We start from the raw sequence: 16,732 nt of genomic DNA, 5'->3' as shown, positions 1-16,732 counted from the left end.
CCCCCCACCCATCAGTAGGCCCCCTGCCCCTGAAGCACCGCACGCAGCGTCTTCCAGAGAATCACCGCGTCAAGGGCGAGCGACCAGTCCTCCACGTACCGCAGGTCCAGCCGGACCGCCTCCTCCCACGGCAGGTCGCTGCGCCCGCTGATCTGCCACAGGCCGGTGAGCCCGGGCTTGACGAGCAGCCGCCGCCGGATGTCCGGTCCGTACGCGGCGGACTCCTCCGGCAGCGGAGGCCGCGGACCGACGAGCGACATCGAGCCGGTGAGCACGTTGAGGAGTTGCGGGAGCTCGTCGATCGAGTACCGGCGCAGCACTCCTCCCACCCGGGTCACCCGCGGATCCCGGCGGAGCTTGAACAGCAGGCCGGCGCCCTCGTTGCGGTCGGCCAGTTCGGCGCGTGCGCGGTCGGCCCCGACGACCATGGTGCGGAACTTGACCAGGGTGAACTCGCGGCCGTCCTTGCCGACCCGGTGCTGCCGGTAGAACGCCCCGCCCCGGCTGTCCACCCGCACGAGCAGCCCGACGAGCACCATCAGCGGCGCGAACAGGATCAGCAGGACCGCGGCGCCCAGCCGATCGACGACCTCCTTGACCGCCCGGGGGCCCCCGGTGAAGGTCGGCATGCTGACCCGCAGCATCGGGATCCCGAGCACCGCGTCGACGTGCAGCCGCGGGCCGGCCACCTCCATCAGCACCGGCGCCACGACCATCTCGGCGTCGCCGCCTTCGAGGTTCCAGGCCAGCCGCTGCAGCCGGTCCGGTGTCCAGTGCGGGTCCGGTGTGACCGCGACGACGCGGTAGCCGTCGCGGCGGACGTGGTTGGCGACGTCCGTCAGTCGGCCGACGACCGGCACTCCGTCCAGTCGGTCACCGCCCGGCCCGAGATCGTACGGCGTGCACACCGCCTCCACCCGCCAGCCCAGGTGCGGGAACTTGCGGGTCCGGGCGATCAGGTCGCGCACGGTGGCCGGGCTCCCGGCAGCGAGCACCGGGCGCAGGCACCGTCCGACGTTGCGCTGTTTGTGCAGCCAGAGGCGCAGCAGATACCGCTCGGTCATGGCGACGACCGTGATCGCCGGGATCGCGACGAAGATCCAGAGCTTGATGTTGTGCGAGGTGAGGGCGATCCCGCCGAGCGCCAGTACGACGGCCGCCGTGAACAGTGCGCGCCCGAGCCGGCGGAACTCCTCGGCGCCCTGGCCGAGCACGGCCTGAGCCCACGACCGGGTCATCGCAAGCGCGCCCAGCACCAGCAGCTCGGTGCCGAAGGCGAGGATTCCCCATTTCTCGTGCCAGTTGGCCGCGTCCCGAACCCCGAAGAAGCCGCCTATCGCCGCTACCACGAAGGCGGTGGCCACGGTATCGCTGATGATCACAGTACGGCGGTACTGCTGCTCCCAGTCGAGCTCGGACCGGCTGATTGTCCCGTTCCTCGGACGCCCCCGCGCCGGTAGAAACGGGCTGACTAATTCTCCTTCCCCCTGCTCCACAGCCCCCTCCAGGTCACCAGTGGGTTCGACGTGTTCGCTCCACACGGTTCCTCCCCCCGGGAGGCTCGCGCCTCCCGCACCTGTTCCTCCCCTAGGGAGGCCCCGCCTCCCGTGCCGCGCTGTTCCTGTCTCCGGGAGGCCCCGCCCCCCCTTGCGAATGGCAAACCGGTTCATTGCAGCAGTACTTGAACATCCCACCCGGGCGCCGGCGGACTCGCATGCCCTGCCGGAGTCCCGAGGTGCGCGGGAAACCGTCGACGGTTGCTCTCCACACTCGAGGCCCGTCTCGGGCGCCAAGGATTTGACCACCCCCACGTCTGCCGCGGGGGTGCGACTACCGGCTGTCCGCAGCGCCGGACCTGTAGATCATCATCTGTCGCCTCGCGTCCAACTGTGCGAAGCGAAAATCAATGTAGAGCATCGGGGCCGTCCAAAGTGGGGGATGTGTGAAACACGTGCTCGAGATCTGGAGTCGGACCTACCGGACGGTCACTGCCGGCGGGTGCCTCGAAGGCGAAGACGTGCCTTGTGACCTGTGATGACGAGAGTTCTCCGGGCTGCCGGCACCGGGGTCCCGAGGCGTCCCGCCGTTGTCGGCGGGCCGTAGGACTTGTGGTCTTGTCGTGGAAGGTGGTCGGGCCGCACCATTGTCCGAGCCGGTTGAAGCAGTGTTCGCCGACGTCGGGGAGCCGGTGGGCGGGCCGGTCGAAGCGGGGTGGCCGGCCGCCGCGTGGACCCCGTGTTCGGGGCTGTTGTGCCGGCTGGGACCGCGGGGTTCGTCGCCTTCCCATCGGTCACCAGGGCATCGCCTCGGCGCTCTCGACTCCGCCAATCGGATGATCCAATTGGTTCCACCGGTGCTGATCGGTGAGCCCCGGTGCCGTGGCCGATGGGCCGCTGGAGTGATCTGCGGCGACATGGTCGTCAGTGTGGGCGTGAATGGTTTGCGGAGCCATTTCCTGCATCGCATGATCGGCCGTGTCTGGTCTTTTTTCGATCCCGGGCAGTCGGTGCGGTGTCCCGTGCGCCTGCTCCCCGCCGGTCGCACGGGCGCCCGGGAGCCATGGTCCACCTCAGAGAGGGACGGCATGTCGCAACGCTTCGGCAGGACCCGCTGGAAGCGCTTCGCCGTCATCCTGCTGCCGTGCCTCGCGGCCACCGCGGCCCTCGTGGTCGGAGTGGCCCAGAACGCGCTCGCCGCGTCGTTCCTCATCTCCGGGGAGGAGTTCAAGCTCTTCGCCGACGAACTCCAGGGTGAAGGCTTCAGCCTGTACGGCACGGTGGACCTCACCCGCGAGCACGACCCGGTGCCGGTCATGGTCACGGGGTTCGAGTCCGCCACGATCCGCGGGCTCTGCCAGTCCGCCGTCTTCCCGATCCCGGTGCTCGGCACCTTCACGCTGCGGCTCACCGGCGACAAGCGGCCGGCCACCGCGAAGGAGTTCTTCATCGACGCGAAGCACCTGGCGGCCGACCAGTCGAGCGCCCATCGCCTCGACATCGGGGTCGCCGCCGGAGCGCTCACCAAGGGCGAAGTCAGCAGGGGCGATCGGGACTCGCGCTTCTTCAACCCCAACAGCCCGGCTCAGCAGGCAAGTTCGATCAAGTTGACCGACGTGCGGGTGACCGCGGTCGCGGTGGCGGCCGGCAGCTTCGAGGTTCCCGGACTGGGCGTGTCGCTGGTGCGCGGTCTTGACGAGTGCTTCTGATCCGTCGGCCCACTGACCCGATGCCCCGGTGATCCGCCTCAATCGCACTGACAGCACAGGGAGTCGCCACGTGTGGAAGAAAGCCACGGTCCCGTGGTCCCGGCCGGGCGAGGCGATCGCCACGGCCCGGTGGGAGTTCCGGGTCTGGCGCGGCACCCGCCCCTTCTGGGCCGGTCTGCTGACGTTCGGTGGCGGCCTGCCGATCCTCTATTTCCCCTTCCCCTACGCCCACTTCAGCCTGGGCGGTCTCGGCCTGGCGCTCTCCACCACTGCGGGCGCGGGCTCACTCCTCATCGGGAGCCTGCTGATCACGCTGGGTGTCACGCTCTGGCTCCAGGAGCAGCTGCGGATCTTCGCCGGGGTCGCCGCGATCCTGCTCTCACTGCTCTCCGTGCCGGTCGCCAACTTCGGCGGCTTCTTCCTGGGCGTGCTGCCCGGGCTCATCGGCGGCTCGCTGGCCTGCGCCTGGGCTCCACCCTCCTTGCGCCCGGAGGTCCGTGGTGGTCGCGGTGTTGGTGGTGACGCGCTCGGCGCGGAGGGTGATGGCGGCGGGCGTGACAGTGGTGGCCTGGTGGAGTCGGGGGTTTCGGAGTGAGCGCGAGAGGGCCCGTGCCACGCGGGTTGCGCGGGCACGGGCCCTGTCGGGGTCATCCTGGTGGTCCCTGTCCGGCCCCCAGGGTGCGGGGGGTCAAGGTCGCGGTGTGGTGCTGGGGTGGGCCGAGGGGGCGGCTTAGTACCAGTGGTGGTTCTGCCAGAAGGCCCAGGCGGCGTTGGGGCTGCCGTAGCGGGTGTTCATGTAGTCCAGTGCCCACTTGATCTGGGTGCGCGGGTTGGTCTTCCAGTCGGCGCCGGCGGAGGCCATCTTGGAGGCGGGCAGGGCCTGGCCGAGGCCGTAGGAGCCGGAGCTGGGGTTGGTGGCGGTGACGTTCCAGCCGGACTCGTGGGAGATGATCTGGCTGAAGGAGGCGAGCTGGTTGGCCGGGACCATCTGGGCGGCGATGGCCTGGGGGGAGGCGTCGGCGGCGGAGGCGACGGTGGGGGCCACGGCGGCACCCAGGGCGGTCAGACCGGCGGCGCCGGCGAAGATCGCGGCGGAGGTGCGCATTCGCATCTTGATAGCGGGCATAGACCTGGACCTCAATCGGGTTGGGCCGTGTCGCGCCCCGTGGTGGACCGTGGCCGGACAGGGGCCGAACGGTCGTGGGGTGCGAGGTGGCGGTGAGCCGTTCACCGGAGGGACAGGAGCCGGTGGGGCTTGGTGCAGCAATTGTTGCCAGGTGGGATCGGTTTCCGACAAGACCCTCTTGTTACGATCGGCTGTCGTACTCCGGGGGTTCGCGGGGTCGGTTCGCGGGGCGGTTGCACGGTCGGTGACTGCTCTGAGCTGGGCGGATGTCGCGATCTGGGGCCTCGGGGGCGGCTACTATCGCCGGTCGTCGAGGGTTTCGGGTGTGAGCGGGATCACGGTTTATGTCAGTGTTTGCCCGTTTTGTCCGTTACTGGCCGACTCGCCGTCCGTGCTCTGGGTGCAGGCGATCTTCCCTGGCTGAGGCCCGCGTCACAGGCGGATGCGCGCCCCGCGGACGGTTGGGAAGCACGTCGCCCACGTTCTGAAGAAGACCGGTACCACCAGGGGGAACGTCGGCAGGCCCCTGCGGGTCTGAGGCTCGTCAGCCCGTCATCCTGCACTGGCTGGGGGAGATGTTCGACCCGGCGCCGGCTGGCTACTGGGGCTCGCGGGACCTCGACGAGGCGACCGACCACCGCCGCCCTCGACCAGGGAGCCGACCGGCTGCTGATCGCGCTCGGCGGCTCCGCCTCCACCGACGGCGGCACCGGCCTGCGCCGACCGGGCGGGTGTCCGGTGCGAGGTGGTCGCCGGAGAATCGGCCGACCCCCGGGCGGTCACCCTCACGGGCCTGGCCGGCGGCCAGGCCGAGGCCCGGGGCAACGCCGCCCACTGGCTCCACCGGGCCGGGGCGCAGCTCGCCGCCTCGACGGCACCCCGATGAACACGCGGTCCGGCCGGTGCCTGGACGACCCGGGCACCAGCCGCGGCAGCCCCCAGCCGATCGTCCGGGGCTGCACCGCGAGCGCCAACCGGCGTCGGCAGCCGCCTTCCTGACAGGGCGCATGCTCCGCCCCTACCATGAACACCTCAGGCCTGTTGTCGGACCGCGTCCTCGGTAGTCCGACGACAGGCCCGCGCATGCGCGCACCCCACCCTCACCACCACGTCCGGGAATGACCATGAGACGACCTCTGATCCGCGCCCTGGCGGCGGGAACAGCCCTGTTCGCGTTCGCCACGACAACCGTCGGGGGTGCCGCGACGGCATCGGCTGACACCACGGCCACCGCCGCCGCGCCCACTGTCCTGACCGGCGCCCAGCTGGCGGCCTCCTGGGACGGCCCGCTCAGCACCCGCGGCCGGTACATCGTCGACGCCTCCGGCAACCGCTTCAAGCTGAAGTCGGGCAACTGGGCGGGAGCGCAGGGGACCTGGGAGGGCAGCGGCTCGACCACCGACCCCGCGAACAACCAGGCCGGTCAGGTCTCGTACAACCTCCCGCTCGGGCTGGACCGCGCGCCGATGGGTGAGATCCTCAACGGGTTCCACCGGCTGGGGATCAACAGCATCCGGCTGCCGTTCGCGAACGCGCTGATCCACGACACCTCGACGGTGCCGGACATGGCGGTGACGGCCAATCCGCAGCTCAAGGGCAAGACCCCGCTGCAGGTCTTCGACGCCGTGGTGGCGGCGCTCACCGCCGACGGCTTCGCGGTGATCCTCAACAACCACACCACCAGCTACCGGTTCTGCTGCGGCCTGGACGGCAACGAGCGCTGGAACAGCGGTCAGAGCACCCAGCAGTGGGAGGACGACTGGGTGTTCATGGCCAACCGGTACAAGGCCGACAAGCGTGTCGTCGGTGCCGACCTGCGCAACGAGGTCCGCCGCGACACCTGGGACGACCCCAACTGGGGCATGGGCGACAGCCATGACGAGAACGCCGCCTTCGAGGAGGCCGGCAACAGGATCCTCCAGGCCGACCCCGACATGCTGATCATCATGGAGGGCATCAACTGGTACGGCATCCCGTCGGCCCTCTTCTCCCACGGCCGCCCGATGCTCACCCCGGTCGCCACGCTCTCCAACACCCTGATCAACTCCGGCAAGCTGGTCTACGCCGCCCACTTCTACGCCTACACGGGACCGGCCAACACGGGTGCCGGCAGCGGCCCGGGCTCGACCAGCGACCCGCGCTACGAGGACTTCACGCCGGACCAGCTGGCCTCGGTGGTCAACCAGGAGGCGCTGTTCGTCACGCAGGCCGGCCAGCACTTCACGGCGCCGGTGTGGGTGAGCGAGTTCGGCGCGGGCGGGCGCGGCTCGACCGACGCCAAGGAACAGGCCTGGTTCCGCGAGTTCACCGACATCCTGGTCGCCAACGACACCGACTTCGCCGTCTGGCCGCTGGTCGGCTGGCAGAACGGCGGTGTACCGCAGGACAGTTGGGCCCTGCTCTCGTACGACGCGAACGGCGGGCAGCTGTCGTTGGAGGACCAGGGCGACTGGCGGGCCGCCGACTGGAACAAGCTGGTGAACGCGCCCTCGTACACCGGGCAGGTCGCGACGTCCGCGCACTGGAACCAGCTCAACCTGGACCACGGCGACTACAACGTGTCGGCCCGCATGACGGCACTGCCCGACTGGAGCGGCGGCAACCGCAAGGGCAACTGCCCCGACGGTGAGCGCCTGATCGGCCTCGGCCGCAGCGACAGCCGGGGCCTGTGCACCGACGCCGGCGAGCCGGCCACGGGCGCCGGGGACTGGGTGACCGTCAGCGACGAGCGGTACGTCACCGAGGGCGACTGGGCGTCCGGCTACAACAAGCTGCAGTGCCCGGACAACACCTTCGCCGTCGGATACGCCGTGCACGGCAATGCCATGTCCGCCCTGCTGTGCGCCCCGTCCGCCGCGAAGCTGCCGCTGACCGGCCGCGACGTCTGGTTCGACCACGCCGACAACCGCCCGTCGGCCTCCACCGGCTCCGACTCCGCGGCGAGCGACTGGGCGCCGGGCTACTACAAGGGCCAGTGCGCCTCCGACGAGTACGTCGCGGGCGTCGCCTACACCTGGCGCTGGCTCCACTACGGCGTCCCGGACGTCCTGCTCTGCCGCCCGCTCGGCTGAGCGCGCGATCCCGGGTAGGGCAGCCCGGCCGACTCGACGGCCGGGCTGCCCGCTCCAGGGTGGAGCGTGAACTCCGGGCGGTGGGGCCATGATTCGCTCCGGGTCATCCGCTCGTCAACCGTAGGCCCGCCGTATGAATCCCGGATGAATCCCGGGACCGAGTGGCTGACCGGTCGGTGCGGGCGGCTCACCGTGCGGCGGGCAGGGTCACGGTGAAGGTGGTGCCCTGTCCTGGTGCCGTGCGGACCGAGACGGTACCGCCGTGCGCTTCGGCGATCGACTTGACGATGCCGAGGCCGAGTCCGGCGCCGCCGGGACCGCGGGCCTCGTCGCCACGGTAGAAGCGCTCGAACACGCGGCTCGCGGTCTCACGGTCCATGCCGGGACCTTCGTCGGTGACCGCCAGCTCTACGGCGCCGTCGGGGAGCGAACGGGCCATCACGGCCGCCGGCGTTCCCGAAGGGGTGTGCCGCAGAACGTTGTTCAGCAGGTTGCGCAGCACCTGCCTCAGCCGTTCCTCGTCGCCGCAGGCCGTGATCCGGCCCCGGACGTTCAGGGCGATCGGCCGGTCGGGGGCGAGGAGGCGGGTGTCGGCGACGGCGTCCGTGATCAGGCGGCCCAGATCGAACGGAGATCTCGCGAGCGGGCGGCCCTGGTCGAGCCTGGCGAGCAGCAGCAGTTCCTCCACCATGGCGTGCATCCGGGCGGCCTCGCTCTCGATCCGCACCATGGCTCGTTCGAGCAGCACGGGGTCGCGGGCCAGTCCGTGCAGGTGCAGCTGGGCCCATCCGCTGATCGATGTCAGCGGGGTGCGCAGTTCGTGCGAGGCATCGGCCACGAACTGCCGGAGCCGTTCCTCGGAGCGCTGCCGCTCGTCGAACGCCCGGTTGAGGGCGGTACCGACCTCGCCGAGCTCGGAGTCGGGCCGGGCGACCTGGATGCGTTGGCCGGGATCACCGTCGGCGATCGCGGTGGCGGTCGCGGCCATGTCCCGAAGCGGGTGCAGGCTCACCCGCAGCACGCCGCGGCTGAGGAGGGCGATCCCCATCAGCACGGCGAGGGTCGCGATCGCATCGGCGCCGATCAGCCAGTACAGGATGTCCTCGCTGGGCCCGAGGCTCGTGGCCGCCACGACGGTGCTGAACGTCGCGGGGGGTGCGTCGAGTGCCGTCCGGACCTCCGTCGGTGCACCGGCAGGGAAGCCCAGGGTGCGGTACCTGACCGTGGGTGCGTCACGGCCCGAGACCGTGACGGCGTGCCGGGCGAACCCGGCGGGGACCGGCGCGGGCAGGTCGGGGCGCGGTATGGGGCGGCCGTCGAGGTCTCCTGCCGCCGTCTGTGCGACCACTGCGCCGTTCTGGTCGAGCAGCGCGAGGTAGGAACCGCCGGGCAGCAGCGAGTTGAGGCCGGCCGCGCTGATCGGGGTGGTCCGGCTCGCGAGGTTCTGCTGGATCGCGGTACGGGCCCGGTCGAGCTGGGCGTCCGCGGCCTCTATGAGGTACAGGCGCAGGCCTATCAGCGAAGCGGCGTTGACGGCGACCATGCCCAGGGCCGCGAGCAGGATGACCCCCGCGATCAGCCGCGCCCGCAGTGAGCCGCGCCATGCCCGGGCCACGTCAGTCGCCTTCGGGCAGTCGAAGGCTGTAGCCGAAGCCGCGCACCGTGTGGATCAGGGCCGGCGGTTGGAGATCCACCTTCGCCCGCAGCCGGGACACGAGTTTCTCGACGACACCCTCGCTGAAACGGTGCTGCCAGACGTGGTGCGCGATCTGGTCCTTCGACACCACGTGGTCGGCGTTGACCAGGAGGTACCGCAGGAGCCGGTACTCGGTCGGCGACAGGCCGACCAGGCGGTCTCCGCGGTGGACCCGCCGGCTGCGCTCGTCCATGGTGAGATCGGCGAAACGCAGGACCGGAGCGGGCCCCGCCGTCGTACCGGCTCTGCGCAGCAGGGCGTGCACCCGGGCGAGCAGTTCGGGAACGCTGAACGGCTTGGTGAGGTAGTCGTCGGCACCCATGGCGAGGCCCGCCACCCGGTCCTCGACCGAGTCCCGTGCCGTGAGGAACAGCACGGGCAGCTGTGCCCCGCTCTCGATCAGCCTCCGGCAGACGGCGAAGCCGTCCAGGTCGGGCAGCATCACGTCCAGCACGAGCAGGTCCACCGGCGTCGCCCGGTAGGCCCGCAGGGCGGCGGCGCCGCTGTCCGCCGTCACCACCTGGTACCCGGCAAGGCCCAGGGTGGTCTCCAGCAGCTCCGAGAGCATCGGGTCGTCGTCCACCACCAACAGCCGCTGCCCGGCCCCTCGGAGCAGCGGCAAACCGTGTGCCGACGAAGCGGAGTGCATAGCAGGTACCCATCACAAGATCGCGTTGTCCACGGCGACAACGCGCCGCGGCGCTCCCGGGTTCCACGCGCCCGGATCGCCCGCTGTCAGGCAACGGTCAGGTTGTCGACCGGGCGGGGTCAGCAGCGTCGGGTTGGCTCGAAGCACGGGGGACGTCGAGGAGAAAAGGACGCACTCATGACCGGAACCGAGCCCATCAGCGGGACGCAGCCCCTGGCGCGGAGCTGCCCCTTCGACCCGCCGTCGGAGTACCGGACGCTGCGGGAGCAGAACCCGATCGCGGACGTGACCCTGCCCGACGGCCTCCCCGGCGTGCTGGTCACCCGGTACGCGGACATCCGGACCGTGCTGTCCGACCCGCGGTTCAGCTCGCAGCGCCGGACGGTACGGATCGGCGCAGCCGAGCCGCAGAACGTACCGGTGCCGCCGCCCGCCCCGGGAATGTTCATCATGCTGGACGCGCCGGAGCACACCCGGTTCCGGCGGCTGCTCACCGGCCAGTTCACCGTGCGCCGGATGCAGCAGCTGGCCCCGGCGGTGGAACGGATCGTGGCCGAGCATCTGGACGCGATGGCCGGTGCCACGGGCCCGGTCGACCTGGTCGACGCGTTCGCGCTGCCGATTCCCTCGCTGGTGATCTGCGAGCTGCTCGGTGTGCCCTACGCCGATCGGGAGGAGTTCCAGCGGGGTTCGGCCATGATGCTCAAGGTCGACGGCGACCCGGAGGAGTCCCGGCGGGCGCAGCTGGAGATGCGGGAGTTCATGCACCGCCTGGTGCTCGCCAAGCGGGCCGAGCCCGGCGACGACATCCTGAGCGGTCTGGTGCGTTCCGGTGAGCTCTCGGACGAGGAACTGGTCGGTGTCGGCGTTCTGTTGCTGGTCGCCGGGCACGAGACGACCGCCAACATGATCGCGCTGGGCACCATGTGCCTGCTGCGCAACCCCGAACAGTTGGAGGCCCTGCGGGCCGACCCGTCGTTGCTGGACGGTGCCGTCGAGGAACTGCTGCGCTACCTCAGCGTCATTCAGTTCGGCATCCGCCGCACCGCGCGGGAGGACCTGGAACTGAACGGCCACCGGATCAAGGCCGGCACGACGGTGGTCGCCGCGGTCGCGTCGGGGAACCGTGATGCGGACCAGTTCCCCGACGGCGCCGACGAGTTGGACGTCGCACGCCCGTACAGCCCGCATGTGGCGTTCGGCCACGGAATCCACCAGTGCCTCGGACAGCAGCTGGCCCGGGTCGAGATGAAGGCCGCTTACTCCGCCCTGTTCGACCGGTTCCCGACCTTGCGGCTGGCAGTGCCCGTGGAAGAGGTGCCGATGCGCGACGACATGGTCGTCTACGGCGTCCACGAGCTGCCCGTGACGTGGTAGGCGACACCACCACGGCGGTGGATCACCGCATCCCGAACCGACCACACCGACACGGAGCCAAGACCGATGAAGATAACCGTAGAAGAGGACAGGTGCGTAGGAGCCGGCCAGTGCGTGCTCGCCGCGGCCGAGGTCTTCGACCAGCGAGAGGAGGACGGCATCGTGGTCCTGCTCGATGCCAACCCCTCGGATGAGCTGGCAACCCGGCTGCGGGATGCCGCCGCCAGCTGCCCCGCCATGGCCATCACGGTGGCCGAGTAGTGCCTGCCATGGACCGCATCGTCGTGGTGGGCGCTTCCGCCGCGGGGCTGACGGCGGCCGACACCCTGCGACGCGAGGGCTTCACCGGCACGCTGACCATGGTCGGCGAGGAGCCGCACCTGCCATACGACCGGCCACCGCTGTCCAAGCAGGTGCTGGCCGGTGACCGGCAACCGCACCGAACCACCCTGCGCCCGGCGACCGACCTCCGACGGCTCCAGATGGACCTGCGGCTGGGCTGGCGGGCGGTCGGACTGGACCCGATCGCCCGCACCGTCACCCTGGCCGATGACGAGCGGCTCGGCTACGACGGACTGATCATCGCCACCGGGCTGCGTCCCCGCCGCCTGCCCTTCGGCCACGATCTGGCCGGTGTGCACGTGCTGCGCACCGTGGACGACGCGCTGGCCCTGCGAGCGGAGCTCCTCGCCGGGCCGAGGCTCGTGGTGATCGGTGCCGGATTCCTCGGCAGCGAGATCGCCGCCACCGCGCGCGGTCTCGGCCTCGACGTCGCGCTGGTCGATGTCGAACCCACCCCGCTGGCCAGGCAGGTCGGAACACGGGTAGGAGAGTTGGTGGCCGAACTGCACCGCGGACGCGGTGTCCGCCTGCACCTGCGGCGCCGCGTCACCAGCCTGACCGGCGAGCGCGGCCGGGTCACCGCGGTGGTGCTCGACGACGGCACCCGCCTGCCGGCCGACGTGGTCGTCGTCGCCATCGGTTCGGTGCCCGCCACCGACTGGCTGACCGGCTCCGGGATCCCGCTGGGCGACGGGGTCCTCTGCGACCGCACCTGCCGAGCCGCGCCCGGCGTCTACGCGGCAGGAGACGTCGCCAACTGGCCGCATCCCGCGGCAGGCGGCCGGGTCCGCCTCGAACAACGCACCAACGCCACCCAGCAGGCCGTCACCGCCGCCAAGAACCTTCTCGCCGGACCGGATGGCGCCACCCGCTTCACACCCACCCCCTTCGGATGGACCGACCAGTACGACACCAAGATCCAGATCCATGGCTGGGCCCCCGCCGACTCCCAGGTCGAGCTGGTCGACGGCGACCCGCAGGAGGGCAGATTCGTGGCCCTCTACCGCTCGGACGGCCGCGTGGTGGGTGCCCTCGGCTGGAACAGCCCACGCGCGCTGCTCCAGCACCGCAAGCGGATCGCCGACCCCTACGCCGTAGGAGCGGACAGCGGCCGGGAGGAGTGGGCCGTGACGGAGGCGAACACGCCCTGATCCGCGCACAGTTACGCCGTCGGGCTGCACCGCGCGAAGGCCGCTGACGCGGAGGTCGGCTGCGGTCCGGATGCGGCCGGTCTGTGTTCCGGCGCTCCGTTCGGCCTGCTGCTGAGAGGCATCCCCGGTGGGTGGACCCACCCACCGGGGCTGCCTCTCTCAGTTCGGCTGTGGGTGGCGGTCGTGGCCGGGGCCGCCGGTGGGGAGTGTCGCCTTCAGCACGCCGAGCAGGCGGGCGACCTCGGTGGCGACGGCGGTGCGGGCGGGGCCGAGGTAGCGGCGGGTGTCGACCAGCCGCGCGTTGTCGGCCAGGGCCTCGCGGACGGCGGTGGTGAACACCTGGTTGAGGTGGGTGGCTATGTTGACCTTGGTCATGCCGGCGTCCACGGCGGCGGCGAGGTCCTCGTCCGCCACGCCGGAGGAACCGTGCAGCACGAGCGGGACCGGGACGGCTGCGCGCAGCCTTCGGATGAGCTCGAAGTCGAGGGCTGCGTCGCGGGTGAGCATGGCGTGGGAGGTGCCGACGGCCACCGCGAGCGCGTCCACGCCGGTGGCGGCGACGAACGCCGTGGCCTCGGCGGGGTCGGTGCGCACGCCGGGTGCGTGGACGCCGTCCTTGCCGCCGACCTCGCCGAGTTCGGCCTCGACCCAGACGCCGGCGGCGTGGCAGTGCCCGACCACCTCGGCCGTGGTGCGCACGTTGTCCTCATAGGCGAGCACGGAGGCGTCGAACATGACCGAGGTGAAGCCCAACTGCACTGCTTCGTGGACGAGTTCGACGGACGTGGCGTGGTCCAGTTGGACCGCGACCGGCACCTGCGCGGCACGGGCGACGGCGAGCGTGGCGGCGGCGATCGGGGCGAGGGCGCCGTGGTAGCGGACGGCGTTCTCGCTGATCTGCAGGATGACCGGGGCGCCGGCGGCCTCGGCACCGGCGACGATGGCCTGGGCGTGTTCGAGCTGGATGACGTTGAACGCGCCGACGCCGCGCACGGCATGGGCATCGGCATCGGTATCGGCATCTGCGTCGGCTGCGGCGGTGATCGCGCCGGTTCCGGTCAGGGGCACGGGTCGGGCTCCTCAGCTGCGAAGGGTGCGAAGGGTGCGAAGGGTTGGACGTCCACGCGGGACCGCAGGGCCCGGTGGACGGCCGGGTCGAAGTCACCCGCGAGTGGTGCGGCGACGGCGGCGGCGGAGAGTGCCACGGCCTCGGCCAGCCGGTCGGGCCAGGGGGTGCCGGTGACCAGGCCGAGGGTGAGCGCGGCGACCGCGGCGTCGCCGGCGCCGGTGGGGTTGCCGGCCAGCCGCTCGGGTCCGCGGGCGCGCCAACTCCCGTGCGGCGTGACGGCGATGAGGCCGTCGGCGCCGAGCGAGGCGACCACCGCGCCCGCTCCGGCGGCGTGCAGCGCCCGGGCGGCGGCCACCGGGTCGGTGAGGCCGGTGACGGCGGCGAGTTCGTCGGCGTTCGGCTTGATCACGGCCGGGCCCGCCGGAAGCGCCGCGCGCAGGGCCGCCCCGTCGGCGTCGAGCACGGGCGGGACGCCGTGCGCGTGCGCCTGCCGGAGCAACTGGGCGTAGGCGTCCTGGGGGACACCGCGCGGCAGGCTGCCGGAGAGGACCACCGCGGCGGCGTCCGGTAGCAGCGTGTCGAGGTGGTTGACGAAGTGCTCCCATTCCTCGACGCCCACCACCGGTCCGGGTTCGAGCAGGATCGTGGTGTCCCCGACGCTCTCCTCGACCACGGCCACCGTCCGCCGGGACTCACCCGGGATCGGCAGCATCCGGTCGGCCAGTCCGGCGGCGGCGAGTTCGGCGCGGATCGCCCGGCCGGTGAGGCCGCCGGCCAGGCCGGTGACGGCGGTCGGGTGGCCGAGGGCGTGCAGGACCCGGGCGACGTTGACGCCCTTGCCGCCCGCGCGTTCGGCCACCGCCCGGACGCGGTTGCTGCCGTGCGGGCGCAACCGGTCCAGGTGGTGGGTGATGTCCAACGCCGCGTTGAGCGTGACGGTGAGGATCACGCCGCCGCTCCCGCGCCCAGCAGGTCCTGGGCGAGCAGCCCGGCTCCGAAACAGCCTGCCTCTTGGCCGAGTTCGGCGGGTACGACCTCGGGCACCGCCTGGAAGGTGAGCCGGTCGGCCAGCGCTTCGCGCAGCGCAGCGAAGTACGGCTCGCCGGCCCGGGCTAGGCCGCCGCCGATCACGACGCGCTCGGGGTCGAGCAGCGTGACCGCGCCCGCCAGGCCGTCGGCGAGCGCGTCGACGGCCTCCTGCCAGACGGCGGTGGCTGTCCGGTCCCCGGCTGCGGCGCGCTCGGCGACCTGCTGGGCGGTGACGTCCGGCTCGCCGGTGGCGGCGGCGTAGCGGCGGGCGATGGCGGCGGCCGAGGCGAGATTCTCCACGCAGCCGCGGGCACCGCACGCACAGGGCTCGCCACCGGGACGGACCACCAGGTGGCCGAGCTCGCCGGCGCGGGTGTGGCTGCCGGTGAGCGGGCGTCCGTCGACCATCACGGCGGCGGCGATGCCGGTGCCGACGGGGACGAAGAGGAAGTTGCGGCTGCCGCGGCCGGCACCGGCCCTGGCCTCGGCGATCCCGCCGGCCCGCACGTCGTGCCCGAACGCGACCGGGATGCCCAGGTGTTCGGACATCCAGTGCCGGACGGGCACATCGCGCCAGCCGAGGTTGGCGGAAAGCACCGCGATGCCGGCCCTTTCGTCGACGATGCCCGGCACCGCGACGCCCGCGGCGGCCGGGCGGAAGCGCTCGGCGAGTTCGGCGGCGCAGTCGAGGACGGTTTCGAGCACGGCCTCGGGTCCGCGCTCGGCGCGGGTGAACCAGCGCTGCGTGTGGCGCAGGCTGCCGTCCTCGGCCACCGCAGCGCCCTTGATGTAGGTGCCGCCGACGTCGAGGGCGATCGCGGTGGTGCTCATGGCCGGGGCAGCACGATGGAGCGGGTGAGGCCCTGCGGCTGGTCGGGGTCCAGGCCGCGGCCCTTGGCCAGCTCGACGGCGAGCCGCTGTGCGCGGATCAGGTCGGCCATCGGGTCCAGGGCGCTGACCGACAGCGCTGCGCCGGTCGGCTTGACCTGGTCGACCAGTCCGGTCGGCGGCTCGCCGAAGAACCAGAGGACGCTGTTCGGGCCGGTGACGCTGATCGGGCCGTGCCGGTACTCCATCGCCGGGTACGACTCGGTCCACGACCCGGACGCCTCGCGGAGCTTGAGCGCCGCCTCGTTCGCCAGGCCGACCGTCCAACCCGTCCCGAGGAAGGTGAACTGGGTTGCCTCGGTGGACCGTTCGGGCAGCGTGGCGGCCAGTGCCCGCTCGGCGTGCGAGGCCAGGTCGGCGGGGGCGAGGCCGAGGTGGCCGCGCAGCAGGGCCAGCGCGGTGGTGGCGAAGCGGGTCTGGACGACCGACTTCTCGTCGGCGAACTCCAGGTCGATCACGTGCCGGGCGGCCGTGCTGATCGGGGTGGCGAGGTCGCCGGTGAGCGCGACGGTCGGTGTCGTGCCGCACCGCTCCAGCGCGGCCAGCACCTCGGTCGTGGTACCCGAGCGGCTGATGGCGACGACGCGGTCGTACTCGCGGGCGGCCGGGAACTCGGAGGCCGCGAAGGCGTCGGTCTCTCCGAGCCCGGCGCCTTCGCGCAGGCCCGCGTACGCCTGCGCGATGTAGAGCGAGGTGCCGCAGCCGATCACGGCCACCCGCTCGCCGCGCTCCGGCAGTCCGACGGGCTTCAGCTCCAGGGCCTTGCGCCAGCACTCCGGCTGGCTGGCGATCTCCCGCTCGACGTGGCTCATCAGGGCTCTCCTCGGTTTGGCTCGGGCGTCGATCCGGCCCGGCGGTGCGCTGCATGCTGCAAGCTTCTGCGTGAAACTGAGCTATTCATAGCTCAAATGGTCATCTATGAGCAATGAGTAATCCTGAGACGTTGATGAGTGCTGAATCGCCAAGCCGGCCGTGCGGGCGGGCGGGCCCGCCGGCCTTCGTCGTGGCGTCGCCGTAGACGGAGCAGTGCCGCCGTAGACGGAGCACCTCACGTTCCCCCGGTGAACCGACTGCAACGCTTCGGTAACGCGGCTGGTCTGCCGAGATGGTGGCAGTGCACACTCTGTTC

15 protein-coding genes and 1 pseudogene are annotated in these 16,732 nt (G+C 71.6%); 8 read left to right on the top strand and 8 right to left on the bottom strand.

Annotation, left to right across the window (positions count from 1 at the left end):
* Window positions 1–11: 11 nt before the first annotated feature.
* Entirely contained in the window at window positions 12–1,496 is a 1,485-nt protein-coding gene (locus ACFQ87_RS10620; RefSeq protein ID WP_380610282.1) for a sugar transferase, read from the bottom strand.
* 917 nt (window positions 1,497–2,413) lie between these two features.
* Here ACFQ87_RS10620 and ACFQ87_RS10615 point away from each other — a divergent pair.
* On the top strand, window positions 2,414–3,205 hold the full coding sequence (locus ACFQ87_RS10615; RefSeq protein ID WP_380610255.1) for a DUF6230 family protein: 792 nt from the start codon (window positions 2,414–2,416) through the stop codon (window positions 3,203–3,205).
* 70 nt (window positions 3,206–3,275) lie between these two features.
* Complete coding sequence (locus tag ACFQ87_RS10610) at window positions 3,276–3,800, top strand: DUF6114 domain-containing protein (RefSeq protein WP_380610254.1); 525 nt, start codon at window positions 3,276–3,278, stop codon at window positions 3,798–3,800.
* Between the two features lie 135 nt (window positions 3,801–3,935).
* Here ACFQ87_RS10610 and ACFQ87_RS10605 read toward each other — a convergent pair whose 3' ends face one another.
* A complete protein-coding gene (locus ACFQ87_RS10605; protein ID WP_380610281.1) occupies window positions 3,936–4,316 on the bottom strand; it encodes a transglycosylase SLT domain-containing protein in 381 nt (126 codons plus the stop codon).
* 551 nt (window positions 4,317–4,867) lie between these two features.
* Between ACFQ87_RS10605 and ACFQ87_RS10600 the strand changes: the two are divergent.
* The 3 genes and pseudogenes from ACFQ87_RS10600 to ACFQ87_RS10590 form a co-directional block, all read left to right on the top strand.
* Window positions 4,868–4,966 (top strand): annotated as a pseudogene (locus tag ACFQ87_RS10600) (DUF993 family protein); the annotation flags it as partial.
* A 110-nt stretch (window positions 4,967–5,076) separates the two neighbouring features.
* Window positions 5,077–5,217, top strand: coding sequence for a hypothetical protein (locus ACFQ87_RS10595; protein WP_380610286.1), 141 nt, complete (start codon window positions 5,077–5,079; stop codon window positions 5,215–5,217).
* A gap of 238 nt (window positions 5,218–5,455) precedes the next feature.
* Window positions 5,456–7,402 carry a glycoside hydrolase family 5 protein gene (locus ACFQ87_RS10590; RefSeq protein WP_380610253.1) on the top strand — a complete coding sequence of 649 codons (1,947 nt, stop codon included), beginning with the start codon at window positions 5,456–5,458 and terminating at the stop codon, window positions 7,400–7,402.
* Window positions 7,403–7,589: 187 nt separating this feature from the next.
* Here the strand turns inward: ACFQ87_RS10590 and ACFQ87_RS10585 are convergent, their stop codons facing one another.
* Together ACFQ87_RS10585 and ACFQ87_RS10580 are read right to left on the bottom strand one after the other, a co-directional pair.
* Window positions 7,590–9,017 carry a sensor histidine kinase gene (locus ACFQ87_RS10585; RefSeq protein ID WP_380610252.1) on the bottom strand — a complete coding sequence of 476 codons (1,428 nt, stop codon included), beginning with the start codon at window positions 9,015–9,017 and terminating at the stop codon, window positions 7,590–7,592.
* A 1-nt stretch (window position 9,018) separates the two neighbouring features.
* Window positions 9,019–9,720 carry a response regulator transcription factor gene (locus ACFQ87_RS10580; RefSeq protein WP_380610251.1) on the bottom strand — a complete coding sequence of 234 codons (702 nt, stop codon included), beginning with the start codon at window positions 9,718–9,720 and terminating at the stop codon, window positions 9,019–9,021.
* 204 nt (window positions 9,721–9,924) lie between these two features.
* Between ACFQ87_RS10580 and ACFQ87_RS10575 the strand changes: the two genes are divergently transcribed.
* From ACFQ87_RS10575 to ACFQ87_RS10565, 3 genes are all read left to right on the top strand, one after another.
* Complete coding sequence (locus ACFQ87_RS10575; RefSeq protein WP_380610250.1) at window positions 9,925–11,124, top strand: cytochrome P450; 1,200 nt, start codon at window positions 9,925–9,927, stop codon at window positions 11,122–11,124.
* Window positions 11,125–11,190: 66 nt separating this feature from the next.
* Complete coding sequence (locus ACFQ87_RS10570) at window positions 11,191–11,385, top strand: ferredoxin (protein ID WP_380610249.1); 195 nt, start codon at window positions 11,191–11,193, stop codon at window positions 11,383–11,385.
* An 8-nt stretch (window positions 11,386–11,393) separates the two neighbouring features.
* Window positions 11,394–12,617, top strand: a complete 1,224-nt coding sequence (locus tag ACFQ87_RS10565; RefSeq protein ID WP_380610248.1) for an NAD(P)/FAD-dependent oxidoreductase — start codon at window positions 11,394–11,396, stop codon at window positions 12,615–12,617.
* 159 nt (window positions 12,618–12,776) lie between these two features.
* Here the strand turns inward: ACFQ87_RS10565 and ACFQ87_RS10560 are convergent, their stop codons facing one another.
* The 4 genes from ACFQ87_RS10560 to ACFQ87_RS10545 are packed head-to-tail and all read right to left on the bottom strand — an operon-like array spanning window position 12,777 to window position 16,415.
* Window positions 12,777–13,685, bottom strand: a complete 909-nt coding sequence (locus ACFQ87_RS10560; RefSeq protein ID WP_380610247.1) for a ketose-bisphosphate aldolase — start codon at window positions 13,683–13,685, stop codon at window positions 12,777–12,779.
* Window positions 13,676–14,635, bottom strand: a complete 960-nt coding sequence (locus ACFQ87_RS10555) for a 1-phosphofructokinase family hexose kinase (protein WP_380610246.1) — start codon at window positions 14,633–14,635, stop codon at window positions 13,676–13,678. The genes ACFQ87_RS10560 and ACFQ87_RS10555 overlap by 10 nt, the downstream gene beginning before the upstream one ends.
* Window positions 14,632–15,546, bottom strand: a complete 915-nt coding sequence (locus ACFQ87_RS10550; protein ID WP_380610245.1) for an ROK family protein — start codon at window positions 15,544–15,546, stop codon at window positions 14,632–14,634. The genes ACFQ87_RS10555 and ACFQ87_RS10550 overlap by 4 nt, the downstream gene beginning before the upstream one ends.
* A complete protein-coding gene (locus tag ACFQ87_RS10545) occupies window positions 15,543–16,415 on the bottom strand; it encodes an SIS domain-containing protein (RefSeq protein WP_380610244.1) in 873 nt (290 codons plus the stop codon). The genes ACFQ87_RS10550 and ACFQ87_RS10545 overlap by 4 nt, the downstream gene beginning before the upstream one ends.
* Between the last annotated feature and the right edge of the window lie 317 nt (window positions 16,416–16,732).

Source organism: Kitasatospora sp. NPDC056531 (genome assembly GCF_042794375.1).
Lineage (GTDB): Bacteria > Actinomycetota > Actinomycetes > Streptomycetales > Streptomycetaceae > Kitasatospora.
The sequence above is the reverse complement of the archived record's forward strand: the minus strand, read 5'-3'. Positions and strand labels throughout refer to the sequence as shown.